Origin of the sequence: Enterococcus sp. DIV0800 (genome assembly GCF_050559735.1) — a bacterium.
In the GTDB taxonomy this organism is placed as follows: domain Bacteria; phylum Bacillota; class Bacilli; order Lactobacillales; family Enterococcaceae; genus Enterococcus_A; species Enterococcus_A devriesei.
In genome coordinates, this window is sequence record NZ_CP187899.1 from 483,577 (window position 1) to 496,012 (window position 12,436).

Consider the following 12,436-nt stretch of genomic DNA (forward strand, 5'->3'; position numbering starts at 1 on the left):
TTTTATAAAATAACTGTCAATAACTCTTCGTCTTGTTCGCTGCTGGCTGAAATGACGTCGAGATAGTCATTTGAATTCGTTACAACAACAATGATCACTGGATCAAAACCGGCTTCTGCTACTTTATCTGCTTGATACTTCGCTAAAATATCGCCTTTTTTGACTTCTTGACCTTGTTCAACGAAGCCTTCAAAGTATTTGCCTTCTAGGTTCACTGTATCAACACCGATGTGGATCAATAATTCTACCCCGTTTTTAGTTTTGATCCCATACGCGTGCTTCGTTGGGAAAGCGACGGTGACTGTTCCTTCGACTGGGGAAATAATTGTTTCCTCTGCTTGTGAAGGCAAGATGCCGACACCTTTGCCTAACGCGCCTGAGGCAAAGGCTTTATCGCTGACTTCGCTTAATGGAATTGCCATACCTTCTGCGATTTTCCCGATGCAGACTTGTTTCAGGCTTCGATTACTTTCTAAAGCTTCAACTAATTCTTTTTCTTCTAGTTCCTCTTCAGTTTCTTCCGTTGGTATGCCGACACCATACGCCACTACTGCTGCACCAACAAAACCTACGATGACACTGATCAACATCCAAATGAAGTTGCTGGTGCCGCCTGCTAAATAAGTTGGTAAAGCGGCCAATCCCCAAACAAACCCCATAGTTCTGACACCTGTTAGACCCGCAATCAATCCACCAAGTCCGCCGCCAATAATAACTGCTAAGAATGGCCGACGATATTTTACAAAGACACCGAAGACGGCCGGTTCAGTAATCCCCATCAAGGCACTGAAACTCACAGTACCAAACATTTGGCGTTGATGACCTTTTTTCGCACGCAAGAAATAGCCGAACATCGCACCACAAACGGCAATATCAGAAATAGTCGCTGCGTGGTTGATAATTGGGTCATAGCCTAAAGTTCCTAAGAAGTTCAGTACGATTGGATAAGTAAAGTTTGCGGCTCCTAATACGATCAAGAATGGTTGGAAGGCCGCATAAAGCGTAACTACGATCCAGTTACCGATTGTGTTCATCAACAGATCAAAGAAGGCACTGATACCATCGCCGATCAAGGTTCCGATCGGACCGAAGAATACTAAAATAACAGGGAAGGTCAGTACAAGGGACAATGCTGGTACTAAGAAGTACTGCAATCCGCTTGGAATGATTTTTTTCAAATATTTGGTAATGATACTTAAGAACCAAACACCAAGCAAGATCGGAATAAAGGTATTTGCGTAACCGATCGTCGGTAAGTTGTAGCCGAACAATTCAAGCCCTTTAGCACCATCGATATTGGCTGAAAGTAGAGCAACCGCTAACGCCATCGCCACATACTCATTGATTTTCATTCGCTTCGCTGCTGAAGCCGCGATAAAGACCGGTAGGAAATGGAACACGCCACCGCGTAAAGTATCAAAAATCATATAGGTCGAACTATCTTTTGAAACTAGTCCAGTTAAAGAAATAATTGCCATGATACCAGCGATCATACCAGCTGCTAATAACACTTCAATGATCGAAGTCATTGTTTCTGAGATCATGACTAAGATCGAAGAAGCAATTCCTTTGATACCTTTTGGTTTTGGCTTTTCAGCCTCTGCACCATCTGGCGTTAAGCCCAACATCGCCATAAATTCATTGTAAACATCTGTTACATGCGTTCCAACGATGATTTGATAAGCGACATCATTGGAAACAACATCGATTACACCATCTAAATTCTTGATTTCTTCTGTTTTAGCCAAACTGCGGTCATTTAAAGTCAAACGCAAACGCGTCACGCAATGAGCAACTGCCTTGATATTATCTTTACCGCCGACCAGTTCGATCAGCTGCTTGTTTAATTTTTCATAACTCATTTTTTATCCTCCATTCTTTCTGTTACACGGTTGATATGAAGCATCAAATAGGTTTCTTCATTGATTGAAATATCTAATTTAAACTGTGATTGCACATAAATTTTCATTTTCTGAACGGCTTTAAAAGACTCGGGATACAACTGGCAAACTTGTTTGTACAGCTCCAATGTTTCCGATCCATCATTAAAGATTTTACCTTCGATAATTCGCTGAACAAAATACTGCAAATGGGTCGTAAACCGCATATAATTCGTCGATTCTTCATCTAGGTTAACATTGAAATGATGCTCGACAATGGAGACCAAGTCTGCTAACGTACGCATCTCAATTACGTAATCTTTGCGGTTTTCACGACTCTCTTCCATATTGACAAAGTGCAAACATAAAGATACTGCTTCATCTTCCGGCAATTGCAAGCCTTTTTGTTCCTCGATCATTTTTAACGCCTTCAGTCCGACTTTGAAATGATCAGGATAATAACGTTTTGTATCCCAAATCAACGGACTTTTAATAAACTGCTGCTTTTCCACTCGCTTCAACAAGAACTCCAAGTGGTCTAGAAGAGCCAAACTTAAATAATCACTTGCCTTGATGTTTAACACTTTTTCTCCATAGGAAATAATATTGCTGATTAAAAGGATGTCATTAGGATCTGAATGCGACAATAAGTAGCTAAAATGATCCAACATATCGAAAGAATCGAGAATGTACATTTTTTCGACTTCCTCTTCAGATATTTCTTGTCCCTTTTTCTTTCTAAAACCAATTCCTTTTGCAACGACGAAGACCTCATTTCCTCCACGCCTCACCAATGCAACGTTGTTATTTAAGATTTGGCTGATCTTCATTTTTTCCTCCTTTCCAGAAAAAAAACTCAAGAAAAGATACACTTAGACCTGTGTCTACAGTGATCTTTTCCTGAGTTCTGCCTGATTATATTCAGTAACATACTCAAAATCATGACTCCAGCGTCATGATCTGTTTTTTTTTCTAATGTACTTTACGCTATTATTTTAAGTCATGAAGACATCATTGTCAACGCTTTCTTTCAGAGCTGTTTGTGTCGCTATAAACGATATTACAAATTAGGTAATACAGGCCATCGAATGAGCCACATTTTTTATCTCTATCACTCGACGATTTCTAATAAGCACGGATATCACGAATTAACTGTTGTTTCCCATCCCTACTCTGTGATGATGATCGTCAAAATCATAAATGGCTATTACTTCTGCTAGTGAGGCAGTAGCAGTTAATACCCCACCAATCAGAGCAGTATTAACAAGCCTGTCAATAATTTTTTGTTCATCTCTTTTCTCACCTTCAATTAAAATTAATTTTTTATATCTAAAATGTACAAAGTCCACATTTATTATTAGAATAAAAGTAACCATTTTTATGGGTTGTGTTCTTGTTTTTGACTTGGTCTTATGAAAACCAACAAACCTGTTTTAAAGGCTGTTGCAATCGTACTTTCAGCTTTTTTTTGACTAAAATAGACGGCTTATAAAAGATTGTGCATTCCTAAAACCTTCTCTTTTTACAATTATTTAAAGAATAAAATAATTGTTTTTTAGCATCTCGAAGGTAAACGCTTACTCTTGAGAAGAAAAAGAAATTCCACCAATTTTAATAAATTATTTTTTTGAAAACAATTTATTGAAATTAACTTATGGCTTTTTCCATCTGATAAATAATTTTTACTCGCTGCTCAATCATTGAATCAGCATAGGTATCTAAGGTTAGCTGAGTAGAGGTATGACCCAACATAGCACTTACCGATAAGATATCTCCTTGTATTTCTAAGCAACGAGTCGCAAAAGTATGACGTAGTTGGTGAAAGTGAATCCGTTCTAATCCACACTTCTTACGTAATTTTTGAAAATGATAGGTTAGCAACCTGGGTTCCAACGGTTTGTTTTTATAGGAGAAAACATACTGACTTGTAGCACTTTTTTTAAGTTTAGATAATAGTCTCTTTAATTTATTTCCCAGTGGTACAACACGAGTGGAAGCTTCCGTTTTAGCAGTATCAAAAACGAGCTGTGTTCGTTGATTACCCAATGGTAAAGCAATTCGTTGATAAGTATGGTTTACCTGTAAAAGATTATTCTCAAAATCGATATCTGACCAACGAAGTGCAGCGATTTCACCAATCCTCAGACCTGTATATAAAGCTAGATACGCTGGAACTCCTTGATTATGTTTTTCTTTCAAAGCAGTATTTTCTAGTCTTTGTTGTTCATTTTTTGTTAATGCACGAATCTTAACTTTATTTTCCTTAGGTAATTTAACTGATAGAAAAGGGTTATCTTTCAATTGCTTTTGTTCCTTGGCATATTTCAAGCATTGACAAATGATTCTAAAAATGACTTGTTTAGTGGAGTGTTTAAGTCCGTAACGAGTCCATTTTAACAGTAGTTTTCCGCCTATTTCGGGTGTCAGCTCATTAAGGAAAACATCACCGATAAAGGGAAAAACGTATTTCGTCATTTTATAGTAATAGTTCGCGTATGTAGCTGGTTTCACTGATTCTTGGATTTCCTTAAGCCAAAGAGTTGCCCATTCTTCAAAAGCAACACATGAGCTTCCCTGCATTTCCTGAATGGTCTGATAATGCACCTTCAACGGATAGAGCTTATTACGTACTTCGTGCAAAGTCTTACCATAAACATAGCCATACTTTACACAACCATCAGACTTACGACCTTTTTTGTATCTACCCTCCCATCGACCATCCCTTCTTCTATATATATTCTCTCCTCTACGCATAAAAAGCACTCCTTATATTGACGGCTCATTTGACGTTCTAAAAAATCAAATAATCACCGATTAATTATTATTTTTGTTGCTTGGTTTCTTAAATCAAAGCTCATATAAATTCAAAACCAGTTATTTATTCAAAAAATATTAATTGTGGATTAGGTATGTCTTATAATGAATTAGTAAATGTTTATGAATAGTTGGTTTTTGTACTATTCACATACATTAAGTCTTGGTTTTCATAAGACCAAGTCAAATCACGGGTTATAAATAACTTAATTAGTAATAACAAAAAAACAAAGCATCTTCTTTCCAAAACGAGAAGATGCTTTTAAACGTGGTTTTTAAGTATGGTTTATTTAGACCCTCTTTTGATTACATCAACAACAAATAACTATTATAAATCAGCGATATTCTCAGTGTCACCTATCTGTATTGAATTATTTTTACTTTCTTTTTAATTGAAATAAAAATTTTTAATATTAAATCGAATTTTTATTAGTGTACTCTTTGAGATGTAGTAGTAACTATAATTGTTTTATTAGGAGGATGCTGTTATGGATAAGTTTGTTGAGTCAGAGTATCTGGATGATCGTTGTTGGTCGCACACCTGGGAATTTCATCTCCAGCAAGCGCTGCTTTATGATCCACTGAGGGTCGGTATAATCTCTGCGATCATACCTATTCCTGAAAGTAAGGCTGTTTTGATCTTTACAGAGGAATGTGTGTATCGCAGTGAATCGAACGGATTAGAAGTATTAAATCAGCTTTCGGCTGCACAATGCTTCCCAAGCTATGGCATCATGTCCGCCTGTCTAAGATCCTTGAAGTGTTTTGGACGATATAAGTTTCCATGGATCTGTCCTTATTTCACTTTATTTCCCATAGAATCACCGGAGCGTACAACTTGGATTAATCCATTGATGGTCTACTGTCTTCAAGTAAAGAATAATATTTACTATGCGAAGATGGTGAATGGGCCAAACTTAGTCCTTCCGCTTCAGAAAAAGGCTTTTTTAAAGCGTGCAGACGTTGCCTGCAGTGCATTGGCAACAGTCCGGCGAGATTTATTTCGTTTTTCGGTAAAAAGTCACTCGCCGACGGATTATATCGACTCCACCACTCCTTTCTATCGTCATCTATTGTTAAAAAGCTCATCGTTGCAACAATTTTCCCTTCAGCTAGGTGCGTTTTCGCGACACTACGCGAAGGCCCACTTTCTCCATCATTATGACAAATTAGATCAAGAACCACATATGATCGATTGGCGTCGGTGGTAATAGAGAGGAAGGTCAGCAATGAGAATATTTGAAGAAATACAAGGTTTAGACAGTCAACAATGGTCTCGTCTTTGGTTGCGTTGTTTGGATCGCGCCATCCCCTTAAATAGGATAGATGCGATGACTATCCTGGATGTTGCCAGTATTGTTCCATTACCAAATATGGAAGAAGTATTAGTATTTTCTAGTGAGAGTACCTATCACTGTAGTAATGACTCTCTGAAAACGATGATTGCGCTAGAGACCTCACATCAATTTCCTGAAATAAATGAAAACGATTTCCTACGCACTAAAGATACTCCTTTACCTCGGGTATCACCTTTATACTTGCTTTTTTCCACTGGGAAGGAAGCTAACTCCCTGTGGATCAATCCACTAAAGATTCATCACCTATATTCTGTTAATCACTCATTATATGCAGAGATGCTGGAAGGACCAAATCTTGCTCTACCAATAAAGCTGGAACAGTTTTTGTCCTATGCAGAACAAGCCTTGTGTCTCTTTCTTTCACTCCGATTGGTTGACCTACTTGAGAATATGGATACACCCTTTATCGCTTCCCTGATGGATCGACCTTTATTGAGGCAAGTGCTACGGAAGGAATCCAGCAGAACAAACAGTTTTCAAATATAAACAAATAGATCATGCTAGTCCATAAGCTGTAAAAACTCAATAAATAGAAAAGTCACCCTTCTTTGAATAGAAGAGTGACTTTTCTGTTTCATCAAAATACGGATTATAGGCAAGTGCTAATCTTTCAAAAACAAACCCGCAATTATGATTTCTATGCATCATTTTGATGAATGTCCATTTCTAAAACCTGTTTCGCCGTTTGTCCATCGTTAATTTGTTTAAAAAGGGACTAATTTGGTCTCTTTCATTCCTCGGACTAATATAAAAGACGCATAAAATCAATGTTCTTTACACGCAACCCTCTCAAAACAGACGAAATCGACCCCTTTTTGACTTTTTTCTCTTTCACTGGCTTCTGCTTTTTCGGTGTATTCTTACCTCACCGGCCGGAACCACCAAATAAAGGCAAATGGAGGAACTTAAATGATTCAAAATCTTGGGAACAAACTACAGGTCCAGATCGAGGGACCGAACTCAGAAAAAATTCAGAACATCAATTTCCAAAATGTCAAAGAGGCTCCGGAAGAGAGCGCGATCCTCGAACTTGGCGATATCATGACCGAACTAGCACTTGACGAAAGCTACTTGAAAGGGGTCATCTTGACCAGTCAAAAACGGTATAGCCGATAGAGAGCATCAATGAGACCCTCGTACCTGACTGTTCAGATGTTCGAAAGTAAGAACAAAACTAGAAGGTCACTCACTTTCGGACATACTGAATCGTTAACTAGAGGAAAAGAAATTAGAGGAGGAATTTTATGTTAAAACTAGTCGCAATCTTTAAAACCCGCACAGGAAGAAGTCAAACGTGGAGCTTTGCCAATCCGAATACGAACAAGGCACCTGCACAAATCAAGGGATTATTGGAACGGATTGGACCGCTAAAGCTGTTCAATAAAGAAGGAGATGATCTCTATGATACCGTCGAAAGCGCTATGTTCGTAGAGACCACGGAAACAGTCATTTTCTAGTTAGAACAACTCGGGCGGTGATCTCTGCCGCCCTTTTTCTTTATCCGTTCTTCTTGCTTTTCACAAGCCCAATGGAAAGACAGACGGTTTAAATAGAAAAGGAGGACATCAAATGATCAAACTCATCGTTACCTTCAAAACCACCGACGGCAAGTATCAACGCTGGCAGTACATAAATCCTAGAATGGATCACTCTCCAGAAGAATTGCATCAGCTCATGGAACGGCTTCTTTTTTTAAATCTTCTTCCCTTTGCGTCCATCGAGAGGGCCTGTTATCAAGAAACACTGACCACAACTCTTTTTACTAAAACTCATACAAACGGACTCGCATCTGTCCAGTCTTTTCTAAATCGAGGAGGAAAAACCTATGAACGAACAAGCTTTTACCCAACAACAGCTATTTGGCTTAAAAAAATCCACGCTGGAAAAACGTATCCCTGCGTACTTGAGACTCTCCGGCGACATCGACGGCACCATTCAATATCTGATCGCACTGCAGATCCGCGATCGCCTAGGCGACAGTGAATTCCATTTGATCCTGCCAGACCTAGTCCAGTATCTATTCAAACAACGAAAAATTACGAAAACCATGCGGAAGTTCTTCTTCCATTTTAAAGAGTACTTCGAAACAAAAGACTGGCGCTACCTCAATCTCCGTGTCTTCCCTGTCCGTCAATATGCGAAAAAAGCGATCAGTGCTGTCAGAGGTTTGACCTCAAACACTCTGTCTGGTAATCACGCCGTACAAGTCGAGTGACTTCTTTAAGCCAACTAGAAAGGACAATGAAAAGATGAAAATCATAAAAACTAAAAAACTCGTCTCGACGTTTAAAAATAGTCTTGGACAAAAACACAACCTGATTATCAAAAATCCAACTGTTGATAAATCCGCGGAAGAAATTCGGGAAGCCCTTGTCTTATTGACCACATTAGATATATTTGAAGAAGAAAACGGTGTGAGAACCTATGCCGAGATCGAGACTTGTAAATACGTTGAGACCACCAAATACGTCCAGTTCGATCAAGAGCACCCTGTAGAAGATTCAACGCCGCCGACCGTACCTGAGAATCCAGTTGACACGCCTAATCCCGCTTCATGTCTAAATCCCTTTAAAGCGTTAAATTATGGAAAGTTTGTGGAGCTGGCGTGTCCGAAAGTGTTGGAGCTGGAGTTTGACACTTATCGTGTAGAGAGGGCACGACCAATTAATCACTCTGAAGAAACGTTAAACGTCGACAATCCCCCCGACATCATCCCCGCACGCTTAGAGCAAATACGAAGGAGAAAGCTTTTTGCCAAAACAAAAAATAGTTCTTCTAAAAAGTGTGATGATTCCTAGAGAGGCTGACTATTAGATTTTATTCGACTGAAAGCTCGCTAATACGTTTAATGCTTACTAAATAATAGGGTCTGTGACTCTGAATTTTTTTAAAGAGGTTACACTTGCCGATTGGAAGTACCTTTATTTTCTGATACAAATAAGAAGAAAAGCTTGCTACATAAATGACTAATTTGGACAAAAAAAGAACAACCAATGAATGATTGTTCTTACGGTACAGATAAGTGAATGGACAATAAGTATTCTGCATACTTAAGCCATACAGCTAGCCTTTGCCAGCATCGGCGGCTGTTAAGATATCCCGGATTAATGTATTATTATAGTCCTTTTTATAGATTCATTCGCCTGCAGTCGTCAGTAACCTTTCCTCTGTGTACCCAAGTTCTTCCCTTCGATTGTCCGTTTCACTGAAAGCGACTACTTCAACACATCATTCAGAGCCTCACTCATGGTTGGGTGAGAATAAATATGATCGCGTAACATCGTATACGGCAATTTCGCCTTGATTGCTAAGGCAATCAAATTGATCACTTCATGTGATTCTTCGGCGTAAATGCTGGCCCCTAGAATTTGCTCCGTGTCAGGGTCGACCAATACTTTAAAGACTCCCTTCGCATCTTCCATGACCTGTGCCTTAGGTACTCCAGCGGTCATAAATTTGAAAAGTTTATAGTTGATATTGGCTTTTTTAGCTGCTTTTTCGGTCAATCCAACATTGGATAGTGGTGGGGTAATAAATACGCTGTATGGAACTACGCTTCGATCAGAAACTCGGCGCGTACCTGCACCAGTTAATTGATCTAAGATAATCCGATAGTCATCTAATGAGATATAGGTAAATTGCAGGCCACCTTTGACGTCACCGATCGCCCAAACATCTTCGGCTGTTGTTTTTAACAAATCGTCCACCACAACGGCTCCGCGTTCATTCACTTGAATCGTCGTGTTTTCCAAGCCTAGATCAGCCGTGTTGGGTTTTCTGCCGGTAGCAGCTAAGACGTTGTTCGCTGCTATTTTTTTAACAGTGCCATTTTCCGTATAAGTCACTTCAGCCATATCGGTTTTGTCTTGGATCTGATCCACCGCAACACCGAGATGAAACTCGATACCAGCTGCAGTGAGATCCTGATAAATCATTTCAGCGATATCATCGTCCTCCCGGGAGATAAAGCTTGTGTTGGCATCTAAAACGATCACTTTACTCCCATAGCTAGCAAACATCGCCGCAAATTCCAAGCCAATGTAGCCGGCTCCGATGATCACCAATGTTTCAGGCAATTCGCTTAGATCCATCGCACTGGTAGAATCCAATAAATAGCGACTGTCTTGTAACCCAGGGATTGGCAGGATTACTGGGAGAGCGCCGGTATTGATAAAGATTTTTTCTCCTTCAACTTGGATCGTTGATTGGTCCGGTAATATGACTTCCAACACATGATCTGAAATGAATTTAGCCGTCCCATCTAAAACTTTGCCGGTTGGTTCATCTGCAATCATATGATAATTTTTATTACGAAGCATGCCTGTTAACTGTTCCTTATGTTCAACCGCTTCATTAAAGGGTAACTGTTTTTCACCATTTAAAATCAAAGATTTCGAAGGTATACAACCAATATTAATACATGTTCCACCGTACATTCGTTGAGATTTTTCAATCACTAATACCGTTTGACCTTTAGCAGCTAACGTTTTAGCTAACGTTTTGCCACCTTTACCGAAACCTATAATAATATTTTCATATTTTTCCATGACGAACCTCCAACTTTCTCTGTACCTATCGGTAGGTACAATTTGATTATAGAACCTTCGCCATTCAACTGTAAACTAATCTGTTTGACTAAAAGTACCAATTTTTAAAAATTAGATTTCAGCCATTTTTAGAAAGCTTTGTTTCAAATAAACTCGGAGAACCGACTGCCTTCTCCGGGATGATGTTACTATTTCGTTAATGGGCTGCCATTTGAGGCGTTCACTTCTTGGTACCAATTATTTTATAGCCTTCCAAAGTGTCTGATCCATCATTCTGGTGATCGCCATAGATCAATACCCTAACGTTTTTGATCTCTGCAGTGGTAAAACTAATCGATACAGCCTTTCCACATTGTTAGAAAAAGGACTTTACTGACTTTTTCGACTCAACTTTGCTAAAATATTAGGTAAAGTAAGTACTGAAACTGTTCCAAATGAAACGCAAAACAATGCCCTTATCTTGTATGAATTATGAACCAATAAGTAATATGGCTGAATCGAAACAGCCAATATCGGAGCAACTGCTTACTCCAACTAAAATTAAAAAGGGGGCTTTCAATGAAATTTAAAAGTATGTTCACTATCTATGCGGCTGTGCTTGGTTTATGCGTTGGTTTAGTCTCAGGGGCTTTTTTGACGCTCGTCAATCTGCTGAGCCAACTGTTATGGCATACCGTGCCTGCTAGTTTCGATCTGCCTGTTTACTATCCGATCATTTTCGGATTGATCGGCGGGATCTTGGTCGGCTTATTCCAAATCTATGTAGGCGATTATCCTAAAACAATGGAAGATACCATGGAAGAATTCAAAGCGACAAAAGCAGTCAAATATGAGAAAAAATTAGCCAAAAACTTTTTTGGTGCCGTTCTGGTTTTATCTTTTGGGGCAAGTTTAGGACCGGAAGCTGCCTTAGCCTGTATCTTAGGTGGACTGGTCACTTGGGTAGGTGACCATTTGAAATTTACTTTTGCGCGACGGGAAGAATTTCTGAAACTAGGGATTGGTGCAATGCTGGCAACGATCTTCAATGCACCCCTAGCTGGAATTTCAGAACCATTAGAAGAAGAATATACGAGCAAGACTCGCCGTTTAAAATGGAAAAAACTGGTTCTCTACGCCCTGACCACGGCCTTTGGTTTGGTCGGTTTTTCGCTAGTAGAACAGCTAGTTCCTAAAGAAACGATTTTCAAGATCCGAATTCCGGTTATTGACTGGACGCCCCAAGCCTTCTTGTTAGCGATCCCAGCTTTACTAGTCGGCATCGCTTTTGGCTGTCTCTTTTTAGTGTTAGAAACATTCAGTGACAAATTGGCCGAAAAAATCCAGCGACCGCTGTTGTTAGCCGTCTTGGCTGGATTATTATTGGGTAGTTTGGCCATGATCTCGCCGTATTTTCTCTTTTCTGGTGAGCATGATCTACTGCCTCTCTCAGAAAGTTATCAACAGATGACCGCCGACTTTTTACTGTTCTTAGCGGTTGGAAAAATCTTTTTGACCAATCTTTCTTTTGCCTTTGGTTGGCGGGGTGGGAAAATTTTCCCGGCGATTTTTGCTAGTGCCGCAATCGGCTTTGCCTTTGTCACCCTCTTTCCTTACACACCAGGGCTTTTGACCGCGATCATCGTGGCCGCCAGTGTGACGGTGATTTTAAAACAAGCGATCGTGACCGCCTCTTTATTACTATTGCTGTTTCCTTTACAGTTTTTTCCAGCAATTTTATTGGCTTGTTTTATCGCTCAAAAATTCAGCGCGTTTTGGACCAAAGCGCCACCCGAAAAATCCGTTTGATAAAAAAAACTTCGTGAGCTCCGATAACTTTTGAGCAATAAGACCGCTG

The 12,436-nt window shown here is 39.5% G+C and carries 12 protein-coding genes; 7 read left to right on the forward strand and 5 right to left on the reverse strand.

Annotated elements, in window-relative coordinates; translation table 11 throughout:
* Positions 1-2 precede the first annotated feature (2 nt).
* The 4 genes from IGI54_RS14240 to IGI54_RS14255 form a co-directional block, all read right to left on the reverse strand.
* Positions 3-1,862: a beta-glucoside-specific PTS transporter subunit IIABC gene (locus IGI54_RS14240; RefSeq protein WP_430621591.1), complete on the reverse strand. Its 1,860-nt coding sequence runs from the start codon at positions 1,860-1,862 to the stop codon at positions 3-5.
* Entirely contained in the window at positions 1,859-2,710 is an 852-nt protein-coding gene (locus IGI54_RS14245) for a PRD domain-containing protein (RefSeq protein WP_430621592.1), read from the reverse strand. Before IGI54_RS14245 ends, IGI54_RS14240 begins: the two co-directional genes overlap by 4 nt.
* 318 nt (positions 2,711-3,028) lie before the next feature.
* Complete coding sequence (locus tag IGI54_RS14250; protein WP_430621593.1) at positions 3,029-3,229, reverse strand: hypothetical protein; 201 nt, start codon at positions 3,227-3,229, stop codon at positions 3,029-3,031.
* Between the two features lie 298 nt (positions 3,230-3,527).
* Positions 3,528-4,634 carry a tyrosine-type recombinase/integrase gene (locus tag IGI54_RS14255; protein ID WP_430621594.1) on the reverse strand — a complete coding sequence of 369 codons (1,107 nt, stop codon included), beginning with the start codon at positions 4,632-4,634 and terminating at the stop codon, positions 3,528-3,530.
* A gap of 548 nt (positions 4,635-5,182) precedes the next feature.
* On the opposite strand from IGI54_RS14255, the gene IGI54_RS14260 reads away from it, so the two are divergent.
* The 6 genes from IGI54_RS14260 to IGI54_RS14285 all read left to right on the forward strand — a co-directional run bounded on the left by IGI54_RS14260 (position 5,183) and on the right by IGI54_RS14285 (position 8,850).
* A complete protein-coding gene (locus IGI54_RS14260) occupies positions 5,183-5,905 on the forward strand; it encodes a hypothetical protein (RefSeq protein ID WP_430621595.1) in 723 nt (240 codons plus the stop codon).
* A gap of 18 nt (positions 5,906-5,923) precedes the next feature.
* Positions 5,924-6,538 carry a hypothetical protein gene (locus IGI54_RS14265; RefSeq protein WP_430621596.1) on the forward strand — a complete coding sequence of 205 codons (615 nt, stop codon included), beginning with the start codon at positions 5,924-5,926 and terminating at the stop codon, positions 6,536-6,538.
* Between the two features lie 423 nt (positions 6,539-6,961).
* Positions 6,962-7,168, forward strand: coding sequence for a hypothetical protein (locus IGI54_RS14270; RefSeq protein ID WP_379947221.1), 207 nt, complete (start codon positions 6,962-6,964; stop codon positions 7,166-7,168).
* A 128-nt stretch (positions 7,169-7,296) separates the two neighbouring features.
* On the forward strand, positions 7,297-7,509 hold the full coding sequence (locus IGI54_RS14275; protein WP_430621597.1) for a DUF2922 family protein: 213 nt from the start codon (positions 7,297-7,299) through the stop codon (positions 7,507-7,509).
* A 368-nt stretch (positions 7,510-7,877) separates the two neighbouring features.
* Positions 7,878-8,267, forward strand: coding sequence for a hypothetical protein (locus IGI54_RS14280; protein WP_430621598.1), 390 nt, complete (start codon positions 7,878-7,880; stop codon positions 8,265-8,267).
* Between the two features lie 34 nt (positions 8,268-8,301).
* A complete protein-coding gene (locus IGI54_RS14285) occupies positions 8,302-8,850 on the forward strand; it encodes a DUF2922 domain-containing protein (protein ID WP_430621599.1) in 549 nt (182 codons plus the stop codon).
* Positions 8,851-9,267: 417 nt separating this feature from the next.
* Here the strand turns inward: IGI54_RS14285 and IGI54_RS14290 are convergent, their stop codons facing one another.
* Positions 9,268-10,599, reverse strand: coding sequence for an FAD-dependent oxidoreductase (locus tag IGI54_RS14290; protein WP_430621600.1), 1,332 nt, complete (start codon positions 10,597-10,599; stop codon positions 9,268-9,270).
* Positions 10,600-11,157: 558 nt separating this feature from the next.
* Here IGI54_RS14290 and IGI54_RS14295 point away from each other — a divergent pair.
* Positions 11,158-12,387: a chloride channel protein gene (locus IGI54_RS14295; RefSeq protein ID WP_430621601.1), complete on the forward strand. Its 1,230-nt coding sequence runs from the start codon at positions 11,158-11,160 to the stop codon at positions 12,385-12,387.
* Positions 12,388-12,436 lie beyond the last annotated feature (49 nt).

Bases quoted from the DNA above. Each gene is read 5' to 3' on its own strand.
- IGI54_RS14240 (WP_430621591.1), bottom strand. From the start codon at position 1,862: ATGAGTTATGAAAAATTAAACAAGCAGCTGATCGAACTGGTCGGCGGT.
- IGI54_RS14245 (WP_430621592.1), bottom strand. From the start codon at position 2,710: ATGAAGATCAGCCAAATCTTAAATAACAACGTTGCATTGGTGAGGCGT.
- IGI54_RS14255 (WP_430621594.1), bottom strand. From the start codon at position 4,634: ATGCGTAGAGGAGAGAATATATATAGAAGAAGGGATGGTCGATGGGAG.
- IGI54_RS14260 (WP_430621595.1), top strand. From the start codon at position 5,183: ATGGATAAGTTTGTTGAGTCAGAGTATCTGGATGATCGTTGTTGGTCG.
- IGI54_RS14265 (WP_430621596.1), top strand. From the start codon at position 5,924: ATGAGAATATTTGAAGAAATACAAGGTTTAGACAGTCAACAATGGTCT.
- IGI54_RS14270 (WP_379947221.1), top strand. From the start codon at position 6,962: ATGATTCAAAATCTTGGGAACAAACTACAGGTCCAGATCGAGGGACCG.
- IGI54_RS14275 (WP_430621597.1), top strand. From the start codon at position 7,297: ATGTTAAAACTAGTCGCAATCTTTAAAACCCGCACAGGAAGAAGTCAA.
- IGI54_RS14280 (WP_430621598.1), top strand. From the start codon at position 7,878: ATGAACGAACAAGCTTTTACCCAACAACAGCTATTTGGCTTAAAAAAA.
- IGI54_RS14285 (WP_430621599.1), top strand. From the start codon at position 8,302: ATGAAAATCATAAAAACTAAAAAACTCGTCTCGACGTTTAAAAATAGT.
- IGI54_RS14290 (WP_430621600.1), bottom strand. From the start codon at position 10,599: ATGGAAAAATATGAAAATATTATTATAGGTTTCGGTAAAGGTGGCAAA.
- IGI54_RS14295 (WP_430621601.1), top strand. From the start codon at position 11,158: ATGAAATTTAAAAGTATGTTCACTATCTATGCGGCTGTGCTTGGTTTA.